General features: G+C 44.6%; 21 protein-coding genes. All 21 read right to left on the reverse strand.

All coding sequences use genetic code 11. The features are described from left to right. Positions 1-412: 412 nt before the first annotated feature. A complete protein-coding gene (locus tag AXF23_RS00180) occupies positions 413-1,732 on the reverse strand; it encodes a class I adenylate-forming enzyme family protein (RefSeq protein WP_107623876.1) in 1,320 nt (439 codons plus the stop codon). Further along, complete coding sequence (locus AXF23_RS00185) at positions 1,722-1,952, reverse strand: phosphopantetheine-binding protein (protein WP_009011799.1); 231 nt, start codon at positions 1,950-1,952, stop codon at positions 1,722-1,724. The genes AXF23_RS00180 and AXF23_RS00185 overlap by 11 nt, the downstream gene beginning before the upstream one ends. Before the next feature lie 9 nt (positions 1,953-1,961). Further along, positions 1,962-3,221: an alpha/beta hydrolase-fold protein gene (locus AXF23_RS00190; RefSeq protein ID WP_107623877.1), complete on the reverse strand. Its 1,260-nt coding sequence runs from the start codon at positions 3,219-3,221 to the stop codon at positions 1,962-1,964. Between the two features lie 15 nt (positions 3,222-3,236). Beyond that, entirely contained in the window at positions 3,237-6,761 is a 3,525-nt protein-coding gene (locus AXF23_RS00195) for a 1-acyl-sn-glycerol-3-phosphate acyltransferase (protein WP_107623878.1), read from the reverse strand. Between the two features lie 2 nt (positions 6,762-6,763). Further along, positions 6,764-7,888 carry a lysophospholipid acyltransferase family protein gene (locus tag AXF23_RS00200; protein ID WP_107623879.1) on the reverse strand — a complete coding sequence of 375 codons (1,125 nt, stop codon included), beginning with the start codon at positions 7,886-7,888 and terminating at the stop codon, positions 6,764-6,766. Positions 7,889-8,134: 246 nt separating this feature from the next. Next, positions 8,135-9,004: an alpha/beta hydrolase gene (locus AXF23_RS00205; protein ID WP_107623880.1), complete on the reverse strand. Its 870-nt coding sequence runs from the start codon at positions 9,002-9,004 to the stop codon at positions 8,135-8,137. Positions 9,005-9,244: 240 nt separating this feature from the next. Next, positions 9,245-10,750, reverse strand: coding sequence for a phytoene desaturase family protein (locus AXF23_RS00210; protein ID WP_107623881.1), 1,506 nt, complete (start codon positions 10,748-10,750; stop codon positions 9,245-9,247). Further along, a complete protein-coding gene (locus tag AXF23_RS00215; protein WP_107623882.1) occupies positions 10,747-12,249 on the reverse strand; it encodes a phytoene desaturase family protein in 1,503 nt (500 codons plus the stop codon). Before AXF23_RS00215 ends, AXF23_RS00210 begins: the two co-directional genes overlap by 4 nt. After that, complete coding sequence (locus AXF23_RS00220; RefSeq protein ID WP_199222141.1) at positions 12,246-13,736, reverse strand: glycosyltransferase; 1,491 nt, start codon at positions 13,734-13,736, stop codon at positions 12,246-12,248. Before AXF23_RS00220 ends, AXF23_RS00215 begins: the two co-directional genes overlap by 4 nt. Continuing rightward, positions 13,733-14,128, reverse strand: a complete 396-nt coding sequence (locus tag AXF23_RS00225) for an ApeI family dehydratase (RefSeq protein WP_107623883.1) — start codon at positions 14,126-14,128, stop codon at positions 13,733-13,735. The genes AXF23_RS00220 and AXF23_RS00225 overlap by 4 nt, the downstream gene beginning before the upstream one ends. Continuing rightward, entirely contained in the window at positions 14,112-14,591 is a 480-nt protein-coding gene (locus AXF23_RS00230; protein WP_107623884.1) for a hypothetical protein, read from the reverse strand. Before AXF23_RS00230 ends, AXF23_RS00225 begins: the two co-directional genes overlap by 17 nt. Beyond that, complete coding sequence (locus AXF23_RS00235) at positions 14,566-15,189, reverse strand: flexirubin biosynthesis/transport protein LolA2 (protein ID WP_107623885.1); 624 nt, start codon at positions 15,187-15,189, stop codon at positions 14,566-14,568. The genes AXF23_RS00230 and AXF23_RS00235 overlap by 26 nt, the downstream gene beginning before the upstream one ends. 16 nt (positions 15,190-15,205) lie before the next feature. Beyond that, positions 15,206-15,559: an EamA family transporter gene (locus AXF23_RS00240; RefSeq protein ID WP_042856151.1), complete on the reverse strand. Its 354-nt coding sequence runs from the start codon at positions 15,557-15,559 to the stop codon at positions 15,206-15,208. Beyond that, positions 15,547-17,325 (reverse strand): beta-ketoacyl synthase N-terminal-like domain-containing protein, encoded by a 1,779-nt coding sequence (locus AXF23_RS00245; protein WP_107623886.1) that lies wholly within the window; start codon positions 17,323-17,325, stop codon positions 15,547-15,549. Before AXF23_RS00245 ends, AXF23_RS00240 begins: the two co-directional genes overlap by 13 nt. Before the next feature lie 43 nt (positions 17,326-17,368). Beyond that, entirely contained in the window at positions 17,369-17,638 is a 270-nt protein-coding gene (locus tag AXF23_RS00250) for a phosphopantetheine-binding protein (RefSeq protein ID WP_254919384.1), read from the reverse strand. A gap of 39 nt (positions 17,639-17,677) precedes the next feature. Then, complete coding sequence (locus tag AXF23_RS00255; RefSeq protein ID WP_107623887.1) at positions 17,678-19,402, reverse strand: beta-ketoacyl synthase N-terminal-like domain-containing protein; 1,725 nt, start codon at positions 19,400-19,402, stop codon at positions 17,678-17,680. Positions 19,403-19,431: 29 nt separating this feature from the next. Next, on the reverse strand, positions 19,432-19,860 hold the full coding sequence (locus AXF23_RS00260; protein WP_009011785.1) for an acyl-CoA thioesterase: 429 nt from the start codon (positions 19,858-19,860) through the stop codon (positions 19,432-19,434). Between the two features lie 23 nt (positions 19,861-19,883). Then, positions 19,884-20,351, reverse strand: a complete 468-nt coding sequence (locus AXF23_RS00265) for a hotdog family protein (RefSeq protein ID WP_233251202.1) — start codon at positions 20,349-20,351, stop codon at positions 19,884-19,886. Positions 20,352-20,367: 16 nt separating this feature from the next. Then, positions 20,368-21,210, reverse strand: coding sequence for an LpxL/LpxP family acyltransferase (locus AXF23_RS00270; RefSeq protein ID WP_107625743.1), 843 nt, complete (start codon positions 21,208-21,210; stop codon positions 20,368-20,370). Between the two features lie 22 nt (positions 21,211-21,232). Then, positions 21,233-21,475: an acyl carrier protein gene (locus AXF23_RS00275; protein ID WP_107623888.1), complete on the reverse strand. Its 243-nt coding sequence runs from the start codon at positions 21,473-21,475 to the stop codon at positions 21,233-21,235. A 22-nt stretch (positions 21,476-21,497) separates the two neighbouring features. Beyond that, positions 21,498-22,592: a FlxJ family methyltransferase gene (locus tag AXF23_RS00280; RefSeq protein WP_107623889.1), complete on the reverse strand. Its 1,095-nt coding sequence runs from the start codon at positions 22,590-22,592 to the stop codon at positions 21,498-21,500.

Consider the following 22,592-nt stretch of genomic DNA (forward strand, 5'->3'; position numbering starts at 1 on the left):
AATATGTAAACTATTTTCGTCTTGCTTACAACTAACACATGCCCATTAAGCTTTAAGAAGACGCCCTTCTGCATCCAAGAACACGCCCCTCTTGGACCTTGAAGATGTCCTTCTTGTGTCTTGACAAGGCCCTTTTCTCTTCATAAATACAAACATCTGATTTATAAATAGTTATGAAATCAATTCCTGCAGTTTCTTCCTTCTTGATATAAGAACAAACTTGTGTTCTTTTGTTGTAGTTTTTCATCACAAATCAAAAGACCTATTAGATTCCACACGCTCTAAGAGATAAACCCAGCGATACGGTTTTATTCATACGAAAAGAGCGACAAAAGAACTTACAAACACAAGATTTCATAATACAGTTTTGCTAACATTGTGGCAATGGAAAAGACTGAAATGCCAGAAAGCATCAAGTATTTTTTGATGTAATAACGTATGACTTACGATCAATTTTGCCATTGAACGTACGACGGATAGCAGTGGACTCTTCATAGAGGAGTGGCACTTTATAGGCTTCAAGTTTCTCTTTAAGGAACAGAATCAACTGTTTCTTATCGTAATTAGTATGTGGTACGACAATCAACTTCACCACCGTACCCATCACAGGGTGCTCAGCAGGAACGCAGATACAGTCTTTCACGCCATGAAAAGCCAATGCCACATCCTCCACTTCAGACGGCGCCACCTTATATCCACCCACGTTGATGGTATCATCCCCCCTACCCTGCAGGCGCAAACGCCCTTCATCATCAACGAAACCCAAGTCGGCTGTCGTCACAACACCGTCTTGCAGCACACGCCACGTAGCCTCTTCGTCCTCCCAATAGCCCGTCATCAGCGTCAATCCCTTGCAGGCAACGTGCCCATCAGGCGTAATGAAAAACTGAGCATGGCGCATAGCCCGTCCCACACAACCAGCAAGACACTCACCATCGTTGAAGTTATACGTAGCGATAATACCCGTTTCCGTCGAAGCATAAGTATTAAACAGTCTACTCATAGGTAGCAACTCACAGAATTTCCGCATATCCGAGGCAGCCATTGGAGCCGCTCCCGTCTCAATAAAGTCCACCTTCTGAGCAACCTTCTGTAGCTCCTTAGCCCACAGCGTGACGAGCATTCGGATGGCAGCAGGTACAAGAAACGTTGCAATCTTCCCCTCCGTACGGTCTATAACATCGAAGAAAGCTTTGATATCCTTCATTCCGTCGATGATATGGATGGTCCCTCCGACATAAATCGTTGGATAAACCTTCGACAAACTACCGATATGATTTAGCGGACCATTGATGATAAACGTCACATCAGAGCTAAACCCCTGTGAGAAAACAAGGTTCTCGGCGTTCGCCCATATCGTTTGATGACTGATCATCACCGCCTTGGCATTGCCCGTAGTACCCGTAGTAAAAAGGATATCTGCCACCCCTTCAGGTGCAGAACTTCGTGAAAGACGTGCTGAATATTCGTCCAGCTTACTCTTCGGAAGGTCCTTATGCAACGGAACAGCCACTGCTCCAGCCACATGAACAGCAAAATATGTAATGAGAAAGTCGGCTGTTGACGTAGCAATGAGGGGCACCAATCGTCCCTTCACATCCCCCATAGCATCCATTTTCGCCGTCACATCCTGCCACAGTTGCCCATAGGTGTAGGCCACATCACCACAGATAAGTGCCGTCTTATGGGGTTGCTGTTCAGCGTACTGCCGTAGTTTATCCTCAATTTGCATTCTCGCTGAGTTTTGTTTTTACAAGTTCCACCAGACTATCAAGCGACTTGAAGTTCTTTGGTGTCACGTCTTTACGGTCTAATTCAATACCATACATATCCGAAAGTGTCATCAGAATCGTCGTAATTCCAAGCGAATCAAGTTCTTGAAAAAGGAAATCTGAATCGAAATCTACGATTGGCAACACCTCTTCTAATCTCTTACGAATCTCTTCTTTCATATCTTTTACTTATTTATTCGTGAATAATCGAGGGAGAAAGTTTAGTAAGTAACGGCGCCAGTTCTCCCATGTATGACCGCCAGAAGTCTCATTATACATATAGATACAGCCCATTCTCGAGAGTCTTGAACGGTATTTATCAACAAAGGGCTTCAATGGGTCACTCTTACCAATAGCTATATAATAAAGTGCAGGAGGGTTCTGAAACTCCCGTTGCAGCTTCTTGTCGAGGTCCTTATACATGTCAACATCCGTCAGAAGAGGCCGTTTCTCGTCGTATCCCTGCTGCCACAGCGACGGCATTTTAGCCATAAACTTATCCAATCCACGTGTGACTTTATTCAACGACTTGATGTTTCCATCGGTAAGGAAGCTCACAGACTGCGGAGAGAAGAGCCCCACGTAATCGAAAAGGTCGGGATTGTTCGCCGTAATAGCTATTGTGTGTAATCCGCCCATTGACAGTCCGGCTATTGCTCGGTGCTTTTTATCGTTCAAAGTACGGAACTGGTGCTCAATAAAGGGTATCACCTCCACTGGGAAAGCCCGTTCTGTACGTCCCAACCATGAGGAGACATTCACGTGCAAAGCCTTTGTTTTCATGTAAGGACTGTGCCCCGGAGCAGCATCCTGTTCGGCTATTCCATTCGGCATGACGACAATCATCGGCACAGTCTTGTGTTGAGCAATCATGTTATCCATGATTTGTGCCAGTCTGCCCATGCCCAACCACGCCAGTTCATCACCTCCTGTACCATGCAGAAGATACAGAACCGGATAACGTTTCTGTGGGTTCTTATTATATTCAGCAGGCAGATACACCGACAGGCGGCGCTGTTTCATATTCTTGTCGAACTCCGAATGATACCACAACTGCTGCACCGTACCATGCGGAACATTGTTATCCATGTAGAAAGAACCAGGGTATCCCCCCACAACAAAGTAACTCAACGAGTCGTCAATGTCGCATACCACGTTCGGGTTCAGTGGGTCTGTAACCTTCTTCTTACCACCTATTGCAAAACGATAGGTGTACATCTCCGACGGGAGAGGTGCTGTCCGATAAACCCATGCACCGTCCTTCCCCACCATAGACATAGACTTTGGAAACGAACCTTCTATCGTTACATGCTTCACTTGCTTGTTAACGTAACGGAAAGTAACCGTCCTATCACCGTCCACAAACGGCATACGTTTATTTGAAACCGTCTGTGCTGACGTCACAAGGGCGGCAAATGAAAGGATGAATGTACATAAAATCTGTTTCATATCACCTGCGTTTTATCATAAACTTATAATCTTTATTCCTGCTTCCTCTGCCTCTTTCATGTCCACATGGTCCATTACTTGAAGGTTATCGGCTATCCCCTTGGCACAATAAGTGAGCAGAGCACGTTTGCTTTCATCCTCTTCCAGCACCGTGACAAGCACTGATGGATGCACCAAAGCATAGAGAAGTGCAAACTCACCATGGTCGTTGTTCTTTATCAAAACGGCAGAAGAGCTCTCGGAAGTGTCTATCCAACGTGTGAAACAGTTGTTTCGCTTGATGTTCTTATGCACCGAACGATAGATTTCCACACCCTTATAGCAATACCGATCCTCAACAAGTGGGGCGAAATAGGCTGCCGTTTCAATCTCACGTGCCAGTCGTTCATACTCCTTTTTATAGAAAGCATGCACACGAGAGGTCATCTCTGAATAAGTGGTATGCCCATCCTGGCGCACCCGTTCATAGCCTTTCACCGTGATAGAGCCCGTGAAAACCTGGAAACTATTGCGTGGTAGAACCACGTTAAGCCCATGAATGATGAACGGTTGGATGTCAAGTCCGTAACGTTCTGCGAATAGGAATGCCCCTTTATGAAACCTACTGATGGTTGAACGGTCGTTACGTTTACCCTCAGGGAACACCACCAAACTGTAACCGTGGGCTATGTAGTCTCTTACAAGCTCATCATTGATAGCGCTTTTATCGTCTAACGTAATGAAACCGTTCCACTGATAGATCTTTCGGATGACCCTATTACGACTCACTTTACTGTTAGAGACGAGGATAGTCTTCGGACTTAACGCCATGAAGACAGCCGAGTCGAGCATGGACTGATGGTTACAAACGATGATGGAAGCCGTACCGAAGGTCTCCTTTGTTATCCCTTCAACACGGAATCTGACGCCTGGAATATGGCGTAAGTCAAACAAGAACAGCCGCTGTTGGTATCTTCTGAACCATAGTCGACGCTTCTCCGACTGCGGCAAAAGCCCAAAGAGGATAAATCCCAACACATAAACCGTTATCAGCTGACTAAAGAAGACAGCGGCACAATAGCCCATCACGGCAAGATTCTTCAGTCTTAGCGGTCGGCGTCTGTAGGCTCCTCGTGTCTTAACAAGGACGTTGAAGATCAGTGGAGGGAAGATATAAGCCATTAAAACAACCGAGAACATACCCGCAATGGTCACCTCTGCCAGTGAATGGAGTGCTGGATGACGTGCTATGATGAGCGTTCCAATACCGATAAACATTATCAATGCCGAGATAATTATCGAGTGTTTATACGATGCAAGCATCTTTCTTCGATAGGCATACTCGTACATTGACCCTTCAGTCATGAAGATCGTATAGTCGTCACCCTGCCCAAATATGAACGTGGCAAGGATGATATTGACAATATTAAACTGCATTCCGCACAGTGACATGATGCCTAATATCCACAACCAGCTCACTGCCATAGGTACAAAAGAGAGCAAAGCTAATTCCAGATTACCAAAGGATAGCCACAAGAAGAGGAACACTATCAGTCCACAAGCAAAGCCAATGTAATTGAAATCACTGGAAAGATGATTAGCAATGGCACTGTTCATGCTCGTAATATCAAAGCTAAAACAGTCCTTATCAGCCAGTTTCGCCTTCACTTGTGGCATATCTTTGTCCTTAACAGAGAGCACATTGACGATGTTATACCGTCCTTCCGCCTTGTCAATACTGATGTTTCCAGCGAAAAGGGTCGTTGTCAGCGGAGCAAAATAAGCTGGTTGCTGTGGCTGATAACGCTTGCTGAGCAGTGAATAGTAGTCGTTGAAGCTGTCAGGAGCAAAGCCTTCCGCCTGCATGGCAGCCCGAAGTGCCGTCGTCAGTTCGGTCTTGTGGCGTTCAATAAAGCTCTCCCACAGCGCCAAACGGCGCTTCTGTTCAGCCATCGACACGACAAACTGACTACAAGAAGAGTAGTCATGCACCGCTTTCTCACGTACCAATCGGTCCAAAGAGGGCTGCAAACGCTGGCTCTTCTCCAATGCTCCGTCCATTGTGGAGTCACTTGTTACGGCGTAAACCTTCTGATATCCACCGTTCACTGTCATCATTTTCTGAAAATAAGCCATATCTTCTTTCTGCTCATCGGTCATGTAATTGATGTTAGACATGTTAGCATCAAACCGTGTTTGGAAGCTGAAATAGCCGAAAATCAGCGTCAGAACGATGACAATAGCCACGAATACGGGCTTATTCTCCAATGAGATATCACTCAAACGGTCGAGGAAAGTGTGCTTAACCTCCTTTGTTTCCTTCGTGATATGCGGCAGATAGACCAGAACAAAGACGATGGTACCCACCAAAAGGAAGGAGCTGAAGAGGCCTAAGTCCCTTAATGCCACCGACTGTAACGGTACAAGGGCAAGGAAAGCACCAACGGTTGTGACGTTACCCACCAACAACGGCATGACAATCTCACGCAAAGCACGTTTCTTATCAGGTGTATGACTGAGGTGAGCAATGAAGTGTAGCGGATAATTGACGGCTATACCGAGTATAACAGAGCTGATTCCGATGACGATTATAGACACACTGTCATGGAACAAAGCCAACCCTCCCATGGCGAAGAGCCATCCCCAAGCAATGGAAAGGACGATGAGTGAAATGTTTCGGACACTGCGTAACGTGAACAACAACAGTGCCATAATAAGCGTTACGGCAATGATTACCGAGAGGATACTGTCCGATTTTATCTGGGAAGCATTCCCAACAGCTATCACCGGACCGCCAATAATGTGTACATCAAGGTTCTTTGCATGTGCCAGTGCCCGTTTTCCACACCCCTGCAGCATGTTAATCAGCTGCGTATTGTTCTCCGTTTCGCTTGCACCATAGGGTGAATCAATCATCACAATGGCACGTTGCATATCTGGAGAGAAGATGTGTCCGTCATAAAGTTCATACTTCAAACCTGTGTCCGAACGCTGAAGTTTCTGCACAACAGGCGTAAAGAGGTTCAGTGGGTCACGTTGTATGTTGTCCGAAAGGATGTCACCAGCAGGAAACATCAGCATCTGCTTGTCTTGCTGAAGCTGCTTTTCAACGTATCCAGGACTACGAAGAGCACTGTCCATACGGGCATAATCATGCTCAGTAAGGAAGTATGGGATGTTCTGATAGACGAAGTTCGTCACGGAAGTCATCTTCTCCAAGTCCACTTGTGACGTCATGTTCTGCACGATATGCGCCGTATCAGCCCGTTGAACCTCATCAACAAAGGCGTCAACAGCCGTTACCATGGCGTCAGCATCCCTCTTTGTCGTGTCTCGATACTGAAAAACAGCAAAGATTTTATTTGCTCCTGATATGTCCTGATACACCTTCAGCGCATTATGATGGTTGCTATCCACGGGTAGAAAGTCGGCAATATCCTCCTTATAACCCAACCGTAGCACTGAAACAGTCAGCAACAGCGTCACAACGACGAACGAAACCAAACCCACAAGGCGGTGTTGTCGCAGATAATCATATAGCTTCAGTATTGTTTCTGTCATCCTTATTTATTGTTTACCGGGTTCGAATAAATCCCCAGGAATATGTCTTTGAGCTTGTCAACGTCGCAGGTGTCATACTGTTCCAGCGTCTGCAGGCGTTTAAGAAACGCTTCTTTCTCTGCCACGGTGTAGCAGTGTTTGTACTTTGTTGTACCATATCGCAGGTCATAGGCTATGTAATTGTTTGGATAAAGCCTATAAGCAGCACGGATACGACGGTCTATCAGGCGTGCCACCTGCTTATGATAATCGTTATTTGTCAGTCCATCAAACTTTGAAAGTTCGGCATAAGAGAGGGGTTCACATAGTTCAAAGTGCACGCGTCCCTTCTCTTGTACGATACCCGTGAGGATGCTATTGAGGTCTTCCCCAGGCTTTTTGGTATATTTAGAGAACTGTGATTCATAGAGTTCGAGCGTCTTAAGCACGTCACAAGGCTCCCACTCGTAAGACACAGCAATAGGCACGATGTGCAAATCATCGATGGCTTTGATCTTATCTTCGGCACATGACATGCAGAACATCTTGATAATACCCTGATCAGTGACGTCGTTACCATCCTTCGTCCTACCGTTTCGCTGGGCAATCCATGCCGATTCTCCTTTCTCAGTGATGACATAACGAATATAATCAGACAGATGTCGGGAGCTACGATAGAAATCTTTGATGTTGTTTCCAGGCCGTTCTACCTTGAACATCTTGTTACATTTGCCGATATCTATCACTAATTGATTAATCATCAGGTTGGCTCCGAAGGTTATTTCAGTTGTTTCAAAGTTCTGCGTAACAAAGTAATACTGCAGCAAACTGGAGTCTAACATGATGTCACGATGGTTAGAAACGAAGAGATAGTGCCTCTCCCTGCTCAGTTTGTCAATTCCCGAACACGTGAACTCCTTAATACTGTGCTCTATAACCCGCTCATTGACAATGCGCATTGTCTCCGTTTGGAAGTCACGAACAGTCTTGTAGCCTGCAATACGCTTGCGAACAGCCTCTAAAGGTTCGTCCGGATAGACGTAAGAGGCAAGGAGTGGGAAGGAAGAACTATTAGCTATGCGCACCATAGCAGCCGGAATCTCCTCTGCATTGTACGGTCGGATGTCATCAAACTGTGTCTTCTCCATTGCTGTATATATCTTTAATTGTTCTTTAAAAGGTTGTCTTTCTTATGTGTCCCATACGTATGGAACTATCTGTTCTGCGCCTTTGTAGCTGTCCTTATCACGTCTTTTGCAATGCGTTCTCGGTCTTTTCGGAAAATCACAAGCCGTTTGTAATACTTCTACAAGACGTCTGTAATACTATTACAAGGCGTCTGTAATCTTATTACAAAGGCATTGTAATTTCTTATATCACGGCAGATGACACTGTCAACGATGCTTCTCGAGTCTGCGAAACCACGTTATGAACGCCTCTTTCCACTGTCGGCATTCTGCCGTTCCCTTATGGTTGGAAGCTCCAAAACCGTGTCCACCCGTCTTATACTGTATGTAACGATGGGGCACATGCTGTCGGGTGAGTGCCGAATCGAGCAGTTCTGAATTGTGATAGTGCACGATGGGGTCGTCTTTACAGTTGACTAAGAACACTGGCGGACAATCTTTCGGCACATGACGCTCCAAGGATAGTGAATCACGCAACTGCTTATTGCGCAACCGACTGTCGCCCAACAGGGCACGACGGGAACGCTTATGGACACAAGGTTCAACCATTGTGACGACGGGATAGACAGGAACGACAAACCACGGGCGCTGCTCTCGGGGTAACAACTCAGCTGCCGACATCACCAGATGACCACCCGCTGAAAAGCCCATAGCTGCCACATGCAAGGCATCAATGCCCATTTCCTCGGCATGTGCCTTGACATATTGCATCGCACGTTGCAAGTCATTGAGTGCATCAGGATATCGATTGCCACGGAAGACATACCGATAAGGAGTCATGAAAGCCCCTACTCCTGCCGTCCGATAGTGCAGAACGAAAGCCGAGATACCATTGCGTTGCAGCCACTCGCCCACATCCTTACCCTCAGCACCCATGTCATGCCACAGATAACTACCGCCTGAACAAACAATAACGGCAACGTTTCCCTTGCCTTTTGCCAAGTATGGCGTCATCATAACAGTCTTTCCAACCGCCGTTCCTTGCCATATATTGATCCGCTGTGGCTTCTCCTTCTGTGCAAAAGTGCAGAGAGAGAAGAGCAATGCCACTACGATAAGCATATAATACTTCTTCATTTCTAACTTTGTTTTGTGGAGTTGACGAGTTGATAGGTAGATGAGTTGACAAGTTATTGGTTAATCTTCTCCAACTTAATCAACACTAATATCCAACCGACTTGATGTATCTCATCCATCCCACTTAGTCGTCCTATCCATCCTGATCTCCTCCCACATACACCCTGTTTGGCGCATCCCAGTGTCTACGTCCCTGTCCTATCGGAGAGCGGTTAGGGGTGAAACGGGTTAGAGTTCGGATTAAGACTGGTCGTGATCGGGGTTGAGTCGTCTTATCACATAGTTCCTTCCCAATATCGCCTCAACGGTATTTATTGCCGTAAGGGGCACACCGCAGAAACCAGGAAGGTTGTTATACTGTCCCGTAAGCAGCAGGTTATCAACCTTTGTCACTACTGGTAACTGTGACAGAACAGTGTTCTTATAGTCCTTACTGAAGCCACACATCGTCCCTTCCTTGGCTCCGTAATAGTCACGAATGGTGAGTGGAGATGCCGTATTGACCTTATCCACACAAGCATTGAAGCCCGGATGAATCTCTTCTATGCGTTCAAGGAGTTTCTGCGCCTGCTCTTTCTTCCACAACTCATAGTCTTTTCCTCTTCTGCCGACGGTGGTCTGCGCCCATTTCTCCACCTCATCAAATATCATTGGTGCTGTAATAATCGCCTTATCAGCATATTTTCCTTGGTTGTCTTCAGGAGGTGTCATGAAAAGAAAGCCCAACGGCCATGTGTCATGGTGCTCACCAAAGTGCCACACCTTATCATATCGGGTCATGTAATACTCAGAATGATTGATGTAAGGGAACGTCTCTGGCTTGAACTTCACATATACCGAGAAGGCTGAATAGGCATTCGGGATGTCGTTAAGCCTGGTCCGATAAGCCTTGGGGAACGCTTTTTCAGACAGCAAAGGAAGTAAAGTACAGGGGTGGATGGCTGAGATATAATGGTCAGCACGGTACTCGTGCCCCTTCGTAGACCGTACATAGTCAACGTGACGGTCGTTTACTTCCACCCATTCTGCACCCTCGTTACATCTGACCTCGCCTCCCGCCGACTCAATAACAGACACTAACAGCTGTGCAAAGCGGTCGCTCCCCCCCACAAAGCGGCTCGCTCCCTGCATGTAAAGCACACTCACAATAGCATGAACATAAGCAGGTGTTGCGTCAGCCATGCCCCCATAGAGTGGATTCATGTATGCAACGACATTGCGAAGCTTAGGGTTCTGAATGTATTTCGCTATGAAAGCATCAGCAGCAAGGTTGAATTCCTCCGAATGAACAGGAAAGACATCATTGGAAGGACGCAGATAAAAGAGGTCGGTTTCATCCGTCAGACGGTGTACAGCATCCACGTATGCTTCAAGATTTGTCCGTTCTTCAGGGAAATGTTCAGCCAGAGAACTAACAAAACCCTCCTTACCTTTCTTTATATGATAGGTTGTCTGGTCCTCAGCAAAGTAGAGACTGTCCGTACAATCATCGTCAACGTCACGCAACTGCACCTTGTCTGCAATGCCGAGATACTCACAGATACGATAGATATTACCTCCAGGGCGCATCCCACCGATGACATGCATACCCGTATCGAACTTCATTCCAAAGCGTCGAAAGTTTTGAAGTCCACCGCCCGCAGTGTCGTTTTTCTCCAAAACGGTGACCTTAAAACCCTCACGAGAAAGGATAGCACCCGCAAAGAGTCCACCCAGTCCTCCACCAATTATCACAGTTGTCTTCATTCGTTAGCCTCCTTTATCTGTTCATAGATGGTCTTTGCCGTCAACAACTCACTGCAAGTGACAATCGTTCCCACCAAAACGCCTAACATTCCATGGGAATTTATGTTCTGACCAGTGAGGTAAAGATTTGGGACCTTCGTACGTTGTGGAACACGACAAGCACTGCCCAAACTGATATCCTTAGCATTGCCATACATTGAGCCACCCTCCGTCCCAGTGTAATCAAGATAGGTCAGCGGTGTGGAGGTATAGTAATTCTGTATCTGAGTACGTATGTTGGGGAAGTGTTCTTCCAATACATCGATGAGTCGTTCAGCCTTTTCGCGTTTGAAATCCTCATAGTCTTGTCCTCTCCTCCCGACCTTTGTGCCCTTCCATTGCTCCACATCAGCCATCTGCATATAAGAAAGGATGACGCCCGTGGAAGCATATTGCGTGTCGCCTTCTGGACAGAAGTGCATGTAGAGGAAGCCTTTTGGCCAGCTTTCAGGCGAATACCGTTCACAATCCCACGGTGTATCGCCTTGATAACCATAATAATTATAGTTGAGATAAGGGACCGTCTTTTCCTTGAAATGTAGATAAACAGAGAATCCACCCACGGTTTGTGGGATATGATTAATACGTTTGCGGAAGGCAGGACGAATCAGTTTCGTGTCTAACAGTTCCAAGGTACGCATCGGATGGGCATCAGATATGATGATGTCACAGGGCAAAGTGTCTTTTCCATTCACCTCTACTCCAACGGCATGTGTGTCATCACAGATAATACGGGTCACCTTCTTACGGGTCAGGACCTCACCTCCATAACGGTTAATGGTACCCATTAAGGCTGTAGCAATACTGTCACTACCCCCTTTAACACGGAAAGCACTCTGGTTATAGAAGTCCATTATGAAGGCATGTGTGGCAAAAGGCGTCTTGTCTTTCTCTGCTGCATAGAGCGGAAGGTTGCCCACAAGGACCTTAGCCAACAAGGGATCGGTGATTACTTCTTCTATGACGGCATTGATAGAACGCAGCTGATACTCCATATTCAATGGCGAATCAGAGTCTGCATACTTAAGAGAATGGAGTGAAGAGGCATTGGCAATCTCCTCAATAAGGTCGTAATAACGAACGAGATTGTCATGCTGGGAAGGGAAATACTCCGTCATCTGCTTGAGAAAAGCCTCCCTGCCATTGGCAAAAGCATACTTTTTCTCGCCCAATGCCACGACATCATAACCTTGAGGATCAAGCTGTGAGAGCGTCACAGTCTTGTCTATCTCCAAGTAACGCATGAGCTTATCAAGGGTCTGACCATGTGCTGCACTGCCTATGAAGTGCATTCCTGTCTCGAACTTTGCACCACGGCGGGAGAAACATTGCAGACAACCACCCACCTGAACGCCCTGTTCAAGTACAGTAACGTCATAACCATTCTTTGCAAGGATAGCCCCACAGGACAGTCCACCCAAGCCACTTCCGATGATGATAACCTTCTTCTGTTGTGTCATTGTTCCATTCTGTTAGCTATTTCTTCATACTTCTCTTTGTAACGCTTGCGCATTGTGGAAGCCTGTTGCTTCAGATCACCCATGGCAGAGAGATCCTCTTGGGTCAGTGGCTTGTCCACTTCAACGAAGAATTTACCCTTATGGAGGTGCCAACCAGTCTTTGGAAGAATCTTACCAGGTCCGTAAAGGATCATGGGAAGGATCTCTAAGCCGAACTCACGCGCCATATAGAACGCTCCTTGATGAAACCTTCCGATACGACAATCCTTAGATCTTGTTCCCTCAGGATAGACGGCTATGCTGTAGCCACGCTCTATCAATGAACGTAAATGGGGCATTATCTCATCCAATCCCTCCCTAACAGGTAGATATTCTGCGTTCCGAATGAGTGAACCATAGAAGGGATTGTTCCATACCCAAGCATTGGTGAGGAAGACAATCTTCGGTGTGAAAACCAGCTGACACATCAAGTCAAGATGCGACTGATGGTTACAGATGATAATACGGGGCTTGTTGAAATCGATACCTTCAGCCACCTTATACTCATATTTCGTACCAGGAATGCCATGATGAATCATCACAAAGCGTGAAGCATGATAGATAAGCTGATGCAAACGGTAACGACGACGTTCGGTCATCTTACCGACTTTCGTATAAATCCATACGAAAGGAGTGAAGACAACCAGCGTGAAAAAGAGGAAAAAGAGTAAGGAGTAAGCTGTACGAAGAAAGGTCATCAGTGTTCGCCACAGTCGTAAGGGAAGTCCATAGACCACTGCCAAGAAACAAAGGACGGTGTTCAGAACACTGATACGTGCAAAATCCTTTCCCGGACGGAAGTGACTTACACGCTCATTGCGTGGCGGATAATAAACCTGTACGGGTATTGGGACAAGCTTGACACCATGCCAAGAGGCAAAGACAAGCAGTTCCAACTCTGCTTCATAGCGTGAAGTGAGCAATGACAGTCCGCACAAACGGTGCAGAGGATAGAGCCTATAACCTGTCTGGGTGTCAGGTAATGCCCTTCCTGTCTGTACATAAAACCAGAAGTTAGAGAACTTATTAGCAAAGGAACTACCCTTGGAGCGGTCGACACCTTCCAACTGTCGGCTACCAATAATCAAGGATTGAGGGTACTCTTGATTGGCTTTCAAGAAGAGTGGGATGTCCTCTGGATAGTGTTGTCCATCCCCATCAAGAGTGATAGCATAGGAGAAACCCATCTCTAAAGCCTTTCTGAACCCCATCTTCAAAGCATATCCTTTCCCTCGATTCTGCGGATAGGACACTATCGTTATACCATCAATGGCATCTAAAATGTCGGTAGTACGGTCTGTACACCCATCTGTAACGACAATGACATCGTCACAGTAGAGCAGACTCTTCTCCACTACTGTCTTTATCGTTGTGTCATTGTTATAGGTGGGAATGATAACACAGATACCTCTATTTCGTAATTGTTTCTTCAGTTCCTCATTCATCATACAGTCCTCAATACTAAGGAAATCTTTGCCATAAGCTTCTCTTCTGCAAGTACTATCAACTGTGTTTCAACACTTGCTCCATCCTCTGACGTTACCAATTTCTTCACTTGATACGTGAGATGTAATGTTTCATCGGGTGAGATTACAGAAAGGAACTTCACGTTCTTCACCTTTGTAATCATCAGCTTACAGGGTGTAGAACACTGCTCAGAGAGTTGTTCTTCAACAAGTTCCTTGCCCATTTGAACGATACATACACCTGGAGTAATAGGTTCACCTGGGAAATGGGCTGCATAGATAACACAAGAAGGGCTTAGCTCGATGGTGTAATTCACAACACGATCTACCTCTTCCTTGCGAATTATCTTATATAAATTATTCTTTAGTTGCATCGTTCTCTCCTTCCTCTATACTGGCATTTTCATCATTACTCATCACTGAAAACTTGTAACTGATGTGATATTTCTCATCTTTATAGGTTGGATTACCCTTCATAAGGTTCTCCATAACATACTGTAAGTCATTTTTTAGTACACGACGGATATACCATTTATCAAGCATTGCAATGACCTCTATCAACTCTACTTTCTTCGTCTGAGGCTGATAAGTGAACTCTAATGCCGTGATACCAAACTCATTGAACAAGACACCATGATAAACATCTGCCTCACGTACCATGATAGTAATACCGCTGAGATAGCCTTTTGACAGTTCAATCGTAGTTGCATACCTTGTTTTACAGCCTATACTATCCGACAAAGGAGCCTGTTGAACAATAAGACTATCCTGTGCTTGTACCGTCAGAGAAGCGAGGGAAAGCAGTAGAATACTAATTAACAGTAAATACTTTCGCATTAATAGGACTATTTACTTTTACATTCGTCATTTCAATAACTGTACAATCGCCACGCTTTTCTATAAGTTCAACCTTGGCAACCATGGCCTTTTGACGGTTGAAATGAAGGATAATCTTCTGAAACATCTGCTGCATCTGCTTCTGCTGTGGATAGAGAGTAGCGACATACTCGGTTGCTGATGAAGAGAGACTAACTTTGAAATCACGTTTGTCATTGAGGGCTTTTCCCACAACACTGTTCATCATTATGCGTGCTATCTCCTTAAAAAACTTACTCTGATTGACATTGATAACATCATTGCGATTGCCCTTACTGATCAGAACACGTGAGCCATTCAGTACGAAAGCATAGGCATAAGGCGAGGTGTACTCCCAACGGAGTTTATCACTTTGCTGGTAATACATCTTACCACGTGACACCATCTTATCATTCAACATGCGGAGAAACTTCGTCTGAACGAAATCACATTGCATGGTTTTCATACTTGCTGCAGCAGCTTCTATCTGCTGTCTTATCTTTGCTTCACTGACAGCTTGTGCTGAAACAGTCGTCGTGGTGATACAGAACACCACCAAAATTAACAATAACTTTTTCATTTTACATCTTATTTTTCTACTTGGCAATCAAGCAACAGCCTAATATTATCAGGCTCACTCCTACCCACTTCATCACAGAAACGGACTCATGGAAAAAGAGTATTGCCGCAAGAAGTCCAAATACATAACTCAAACTAATCATCGGATAAGCCACACTCAGAGGGTAATGCTTAACGATATACATCCAAAGTATGGAACTTGAACCAAACAACAGTCCACTACAAGCAAACTGCCAATTCAATAAAAGGCTACACCAGAACGTACGAGTCCAGCCAAAAGGGAGCATTTTCTGAAGTGCAAACTTCAAAAACACCTGCCCTCCTGCCAACAGAGAACTCTGAATAACGGACAAGATAACTACTCGCCACATGATAATACCATTGCGATAGCATGGATTGAAGGCTGCTCTTCTGCCCCATCCCGCTTCAATAATGAATTAAAAAGTGGAGTACTCTCATCGTGACATCCCACAAGAACTGTCTTTGCTTTCCCTTCTTTTAGTAGCATCTCTGCATCACGCAATGCCCACGACAGAGATTCCGTACCCTGTGTATAGGTAACATTATAGCCGTGACAGTGCGTTTTAATGGCGATATTACTACCTATGGTATTATGTGTACTTTGCATGAAGTAAGTGGGTTTCAGCATTGTCTCACCCTCCTCCTTCATCTGTTCCAACAGTCGCTCGCTATATTCCAAACAACCATACATCGTTCCAGTGATGATGGCATCAGGTTTTTCAACGCCTGCTTGGGACAATGCTTCCAAAGAAGAAAGCAACGAACTCTTCATGATTTTGCCCATGCGACGTGCCTCTAAAGGCTTGACATACTTACGAATGTCTTTCAACTGTTCCTCTGAAATAAGTTCAACACGGGACAAGACCTTAATATCTTTCCCTGTTCCAACTGGTTCTTCTATGGTTGTTGGATGGGCAGAAAACAATAAAGCAGAGTCGTTACCACCGAAACCAAAAGAGTTACAGAGTACGTTTTCCAACGTGACACTCTGTTTGCCTAAGGTCGGAGTAATACCCTTCTCCATCTGATGTGCCCAACCTAAGTTGGCAGGGATAAAATGGTTCTGCATCGCTAAGATACAGATAACAGCCTCAATACTTCCTGACGCACTCGTAGTGTGACCAGTAAAAGACTTTGTGCTGGATATCAACGGGATCTCATCGCCAAAGATTCGACGTAAGGAAACACTCTCACTTTGGTCATTATTAGGTGTTCCTGTTCCGTGAGCATTAACATATTGAATATCTTTCGGAGTGAGATGTGCCATGTCCAAGGCCTCTTTCATAGCAAGATAAGCGCCTTCGCCATCTTCAGACGATGCTGTTTGATGATATGCGTCACAGGCATTACCATATCCCGTAAGATATGCATGGACATTTACACCACGTTTATTGGCAGACTCCTCTGACTCTAATACAACGAAAGCCGCACCTTCACCCAAATTCAGACCAGCCCTTGTAGCATCAAACGGACGACAACGCTCATGGTCAAGAATCATCAATGAATTGAAACCATTGAGGTGAAAGCGAGATAAAGACTCAGTACCACCAGCTATTACGATGTCAGCTTGATGATCTTTCAGCAGTCGTGCACCAAACATAATAGCATTAGCTGCAGAAGAACACGCAGTAGACAAAGTCGTTACTTCCGTGAAGATACCAAAGTAATCAGCCATAGTGTTCGTGCAACTACCACAATCATGATGCCGAAGGAAGGATACATTGTCGTCTTCCGCAATATGATCAAAGTAGATCTCAGTGATATCCATCCCACCTACTGTTGTCCCAGAGACAAGTGCTATGCGCAGACTTTCACCCTTTTTCTTACGTGCAAGGATGTCATCGACACTGATTCCAGAATCCATTAATGCCTGGCGAACAGCAATGGTACCCATCAAGGCTGTACGACTCATCATCTGAGAGACAGGGATCCCAAGCATCTCTTTCATCTGTTCATTCGCCAAATCAACCTCTCCTACAGGCAATTCATGATGAACTGATTGAAGATGCTTTAGCATCCCAATGCCACTCTCCTCCGCTATCAATGACCGTAACACCTCTTGTTTGTTAAAGCCAATAGCAGAGATTATGCCTTCGCCAGTAACTGCAATATTCATTTTATTGGTTTATCCGTTCGATATTATTACCCACAAAGTAGCTTTATTTCTTTCGGTTCTTGCTGACATAGTCGGCAATAGAAGCCACACTGGTGAAGATTTTCTTACCTTCAGCAGGGTCTGCCAGCTTGATACCGTACTTCTTTTCCAAAAGAACAATCAACTCCAAAGCATCGATTGAGTCTAATCCCAGACCTTCACCGAAGAGAGGCTCGTTCTCATCAATGTCGTCAGCTGTCATTTCTTCGAGGTTCAAAGCCTCTATAATCTCGTCCTTTAGTTCTTTTACTAACTCGTTCATTGTTATGTCTATTTTATATATAATATGATTTTTCTGTTTTATTGTTAATTATTACACCTTATTAATAGATGCTATATACATATCGGCTTCATAGTGTTCACGGTCTTCATAATCTATCCATCCAGTCAATAAGCTTGTTGTTTGGCGGTCTAAGAAAGCCGTTTGTATCAATGTCTGCATCTGCTCTTCATTCTTTTCAGGCAGAATATAGAAAGATGTCTCACCATGATAGTCATTGCGAATGGCAATCTCGCCAGTAACAATATTCGGTAAGGTGTACACAAAGACGGACGGACTTGGGAAATAATTCTCCTTGTCTGCAATTGAAGCTAAGTATTTTTTATCAGAGGAAATAGATGAAGAGCGATTGAAAAGTACCACTCCTCGGTTCCTTTGATGTTCTTTTATAGATATTCCTTCCGTCTTTTCTGCCTGCAACAAGAGCTCTGAAGCAATGAAACCCAACCGACAGAGACCATCCATTTTATAATACTTTGGATAGTCTCCTATCATCTTTTTATAGATTGTTGTGAGCAAACTCTTCTCGTTTGGTTCACCATCAACAGGGAGAAATCTACCATCAAGCCATGCTCCTTCAGGACTGATACGCACATGATGCATCTTTCTGAATACTGAAGGGACACGCTCTCTCCTTTCTTTTAAAGATACAAAAGAGCTTTCAACAGACTTCGCATAGAGAGTAGCATTACATCCGCCAAAGCCTGAAAGCATCTTGATAAACCCTGTCTTATGGGTTGGACTGTGCTCTGCAGACAGCATAACTTTACCAGAGACGCCTATTTCGTCATATCCACGAGTCCCTAAGATGGTGTGATCATCGACAGATTTCATACAGAGAATGGTCTCAAAGACTCCTGCTGCACCTAAAGAATGACCGATATAACCCTTTAAAGCATTGACAGGAACATCAGAAAGGCCTGCTCGCTGAATAGCAATAGACTCCATTTGGTCATTGAATAGCGTAGCAGTTCCGTGTGCATTGACGAAAGCTAAATCATCTTTCTCAACATTTCCCATCGTCTGCTGTAAGGCTTCAAGCAGTCCTTCTGCCGTCTTCGATGGTGCACTGATATGAAAAGCGTCGTTTTTTACATATCCATGTCCTATCGTCCAAACCCGATTATCAGACCTACCAATAGCTGAAGTACCAGAGGGAAGACGATTGCACAGTACCACTGTTGCTGCGCCCTCACCTAAATTAAGACCCTGACGCTCTATGTCGAAAGGTCTACAAGTCTCCGTCGACATGGCATTAAGTGACTGGAAACCAGAGATAATAAAGCGTTGAGGACTATCAGCTCCACAGACTACAGCATGATCATACACTCCTAACTGTAACAGTCGAGAAGCCAAGATTATTGCTGCACAACCTGATATACAAGCATTACATACCACTACTGGATGGGTTGTAAAACCTAACCGAGTGGCAATTCGTTGGGCAGTCTCACCCAAATATAGATTTTCGTCGGCCTCTTCCCCTAATCTTTCTATCACCCCTTTAGTAGAACTTAGAATGAAAACGGAACGGTCATCGGCTACATTAATACCCGAGTTATCAATGGCCTTGCCTGCAGAACGAAAGACTAAGTCTTCAAAGTCGGCTGACATCAAGGATGCGATGAAACCGTCTGGGATACCATCCGTCATTGGAGCATAGGCACGAATAGCCGACTTACCAGCCTTTACAGCCTGGTAATTATCCTCTGATGTGTCGCCCAGAGGAGAGATAATATTATCAGCTAAAACGTAAACCATGATTTCTTCTTATCCTTTCCTGTACATTATTAATTCTTATCCACCTGTCCCCAGCGTTCTTTCCACAGCTGATAAAATGGAGGATTATCCCACACTAACTGATAGTTGAGGTCCATAAACACCTGTACGGAGTGTCCTGTTGCTATCAGACTGTCATCTTCCGCATCATGAATCTCATAGTCAAAGACTATCTTTGCAGCCTCTGTTGGACGATAGATAATGTCTATACGAGGCGTCATCCCATATCTAATTGGCTTCTTGTAGTGAAAGGAGAGGTCGACTAATGGCGCAAAATAGCCATGATCAAAGAATCCCATGTACTCCAATCCATACTGCTTCCCAAATGCTTCACGTGCATCTTCAAAGTAAAGAGGATAAGAACCATGCCATACAACATTCATGGAATCAACCTCACTGAAGCGAACTGCAAACGTTTTCGATGCTTTTAATTCTTTCATTTAATACAGAAAATCTTCCTTTTTCAAGCGCCTTCTTGCTCCTTAACGGCTATCTTTATCTCTGATGTAACAATCACTTTATCGCCGCATGTTATGCATGCTTCAGCCAATGTCATACCAAACACTTCTTCTTTTACCTCTACACGAGTCGTTATGACGTCTCCAACATGGGGTAAATCAATGATTTCAAAGTTACGAACTGCACCGATAAAGCCCAATTGGATTCCCTTTTTTAGGATGTACTTATTGACATATCCTATGCGGGCTGCACAGGTTTGGGCGATATTCTCCATCAAACCCGAAGCTGAAAAACAATCATCATCTACAAAGATATTGCTTTTCTGCACCTCAGTCTCCGTAACAGTAAGTATCTTATCAAAATGTACCAGTGTTCCAATCATTACGAAAGGCTCCTGTTGTGGCAGTAAGACATGTACATCTATCGCACGAAGTTCCTCTTCAGAAGGATTCTCTACATCAAAAATTACCATCTTCTTTATCATCAACTTAACGTGACCAGAAGTCATAGAAATTAAACCATTGCAAAGGATACTGTCGCACTCTGCGTTCAAGTTCCTTCACATAACTATCAGCTAATTGCTGCATCTGCTGTCGACGAGGTGCTTGCTTGTCGTAAGAAAGACGTGCTACATATACCTTATAATGCTTAGCAGACGTCTTCATGACATTGACTGCGAGGACGTCCAGCCCTTTCATTGTAGCTACAGAGAGTGGACCAGCAGGAAAACGAGCCTCAGCATCCATAAAAACAGACATTACAAACTTGGCTGAACCAATAATTCTGTCGGCTGGCATGCTCATGATCTCATTGTTATCCAAAGCCTCATTCACAAGGAAAAGATGGCTCATATCCTCCTTAACAGGTATCATACGGATATTATGATGACCCAAAACTTCCTGTCTCCCTGCCATCACAGTGGCTTTTTCGCCCCCAAAGACTAACGCATTGAAGCGTTTTGTCTTTGAGATAAGAGAGTAACCAGCCACCTCATAACAGCCAATATGGGAACTGAAGATCATGAATCCTTTCGGTTCTGACTCTAACAGGCGAAAGTTCTCATACCCTTCGATATCCAAATGAAAATGTTTACCAGCAAAGACTGCAAAGCGATCTACCACTACTTGACTGAACAAACAGTGATTGACATAAACACTCCATGCCGCACGCAAACGCCCATAGCGTAAGCGATAACGGTAGAAATGATAGGATGAGGTCCTACTATGATTGGTATTCAGTAGCAGACAGACTGGTATAACGAAGAGGGATGTGACTAAATAAACCATCCTCACATCCAACCAACGCAACGATTGTATCAATAATCGATGCATCCAGCCACTACCAAATGTTGTGTTAGCCAACCTTACTTTCTATATAGTCGCAGAATTGTGATAAGGTAACAACTCCCTGCATCTCTTCTGGTTTAATCTTAAAACCGAAGTTCTTCTCGACAATAACGACTATATCAACAAAGTCCAGACTATCAATACCGAGGTCATCCTTCAGCCTTGCCTCTGGTGCAATGTTCTCTTCATCAATCTCAAGATCCTCTATGAGGAAGTTTCTTACTTTCTCTTCAATTTCTTTTCTTTCCATTATACGTTATAATTTATACTATTTATTTCAACTTTACTTCCAATATTGTGTGTCCTTGTCCAATACCATCATGGGTCTCAACAACCTTCAATCCAGCTCTTTCAATCTGCTTGATCATATCATCAGAATGATACATCTTGCTATTTCCATTTGCCATAACAGTGAAATAGACACTTGTCATAGTTAGGCATAGTGATGCTGGTTCATACTTTTGTCGGTCCCAGAAGGTCTCCATTATATATAAGGTGGAATCCCTCTTCATCACCTTGGCGACCCGAACAAGAATACTATAGATTTCTTCTTCTGAGAAACAGTCAAGGAACTGGCTCATCCAGATAGCGTCCCAATTCCCTTGTGGTAGACCATTGTTTTCGTCAAGGATATTTGTGGAGTAGCCATTGATGCGTTCTGCTCCATCTCTCCCCTCAATATTCTTCTTCATCATTCCAATCTGACCTGGTAGATCAACGATGGTAACATTGACGTCAGAATCGAACTCAACGCAGCGCAAAGCAAAACGTCCAGTATTTCCACCAACATCCATCAAGTGCTTAGGATGTTTACTGAACACAACCTCCAACGCCTTGTCAAAGGAATGGTCACTATAGAAATGGTCAAAGCCAAACCAACTGTCCTGCACTTGCTTATCAAGTTTTGACAATCCTTCATAGATTGTTGGCCAGTCGCCAAGGGTTTTGAGTCCTGCTGGCTTCCCCTCCTTTAATGCTTCATCGAGAAAGAACATGCCCCGATAGTTGACATCATGATTGAAGTCTATATTTACACGTGTAGCAGGGTCATTGAGTAGGAACCAACCTGTCTTAGATATGGTGTAGCGGTCTGTATCTTTATTCACCAAAACAGTCCCCGCACTCAGTGAAGCCTCGAGCAAAACCTTCAAAGCATACTTTGAGAGTTGCGTTTGTCTCACCAGTTCATCCAATGTCAAACCCTCTAAACTATCACGCAGCGCATCCAGAATACCCCATTTCACCATCAGGCGAGACACCTGAAAGATGACTGGTCCCCATGCAATATACTCTGCAAGACGTTGTGCCTCACGTGCAGAGAGCTGTTCCTGAGTGTATCTATCACTTTCTGATTGGAATAGATTCAT

Origin of the sequence: Prevotella sp. oral taxon 313 (assembly GCF_003043935.1) — a bacterium.
Lineage (GTDB): Bacteria > Bacteroidota > Bacteroidia > Bacteroidales > Bacteroidaceae > Prevotella > Prevotella jejuni.

Excerpts from the sequence above, each read along its gene's own strand:
- AXF23_RS00180 (WP_107623876.1), bottom strand. The coding sequence starts at position 1,732 with ATGCAAATTGAGGATAAACTACGGCAGTACGCTGAACAGCAACCCCAT.
- AXF23_RS00185 (WP_009011799.1), bottom strand. The coding sequence starts at position 1,952 with ATGAAAGAAGAGATTCGTAAGAGATTAGAAGAGGTGTTGCCAATCGTA.
- AXF23_RS00190 (WP_107623877.1), bottom strand. The coding sequence starts at position 3,221 with ATGAAACAGATTTTATGTACATTCATCCTTTCATTTGCCGCCCTTGTG.
- AXF23_RS00195 (WP_107623878.1), bottom strand. The coding sequence starts at position 6,761 with ATGACAGAAACAATACTGAAGCTATATGATTATCTGCGACAACACCGC.
- AXF23_RS00200 (WP_107623879.1), bottom strand. The coding sequence starts at position 7,888 with ATGGAGAAGACACAGTTTGATGACATCCGACCGTACAATGCAGAGGAG.
- AXF23_RS00205 (WP_107623880.1), bottom strand. The coding sequence starts at position 9,004 with ATGAAGAAGTATTATATGCTTATCGTAGTGGCATTGCTCTTCTCTCTC.
- AXF23_RS00210 (WP_107623881.1), bottom strand. The coding sequence starts at position 10,750 with ATGAAGACAACTGTGATAATTGGTGGAGGACTGGGTGGACTCTTTGCG.
- AXF23_RS00215 (WP_107623882.1), bottom strand. The coding sequence starts at position 12,249 with ATGACACAACAGAAGAAGGTTATCATCATCGGAAGTGGCTTGGGTGGA.
- AXF23_RS00220 (WP_199222141.1), bottom strand. The coding sequence starts at position 13,736 with ATGATGAATGAGGAACTGAAGAAACAATTACGAAATAGAGGTATCTGT.
- AXF23_RS00225 (WP_107623883.1), bottom strand. The coding sequence starts at position 14,128 with ATGCAACTAAAGAATAATTTATATAAGATAATTCGCAAGGAAGAGGTA.
- AXF23_RS00230 (WP_107623884.1), bottom strand. The coding sequence starts at position 14,591 with ATGCGAAAGTATTTACTGTTAATTAGTATTCTACTGCTTTCCCTCGCT.
- AXF23_RS00235 (WP_107623885.1), bottom strand. The coding sequence starts at position 15,189 with ATGAAAAAGTTATTGTTAATTTTGGTGGTGTTCTGTATCACCACGACG.
- AXF23_RS00240 (WP_042856151.1), bottom strand. The coding sequence starts at position 15,559 with ATGTGGCGAGTAGTTATCTTGTCCGTTATTCAGAGTTCTCTGTTGGCA.
- AXF23_RS00245 (WP_107623886.1), bottom strand. The coding sequence starts at position 17,325 with ATGAATATTGCAGTTACTGGCGAAGGCATAATCTCTGCTATTGGCTTT.
- AXF23_RS00255 (WP_107623887.1), bottom strand. The coding sequence starts at position 19,402 with ATGGTTTACGTTTTAGCTGATAATATTATCTCTCCTCTGGGCGACACA.
- AXF23_RS00260 (WP_009011785.1), bottom strand. The coding sequence starts at position 19,860 with ATGAAAGAATTAAAAGCATCGAAAACGTTTGCAGTTCGCTTCAGTGAG.
- AXF23_RS00265 (WP_233251202.1), bottom strand. The coding sequence starts at position 20,351 with ATGGTAATTTTTGATGTAGAGAATCCTTCTGAAGAGGAACTTCGTGCG.
- AXF23_RS00270 (WP_107625743.1), bottom strand. The coding sequence starts at position 21,210 with ATGCATCGATTATTGATACAATCGTTGCGTTGGTTGGATGTGAGGATG.
- AXF23_RS00275 (WP_107623888.1), bottom strand. The coding sequence starts at position 21,475 with ATGGAAAGAAAAGAAATTGAAGAGAAAGTAAGAAACTTCCTCATAGAG.
- AXF23_RS00280 (WP_107623889.1), bottom strand. The coding sequence starts at position 22,592 with ATGAATCTATTCCAATCAGAAAGTGATAGATACACTCAGGAACAGCTC.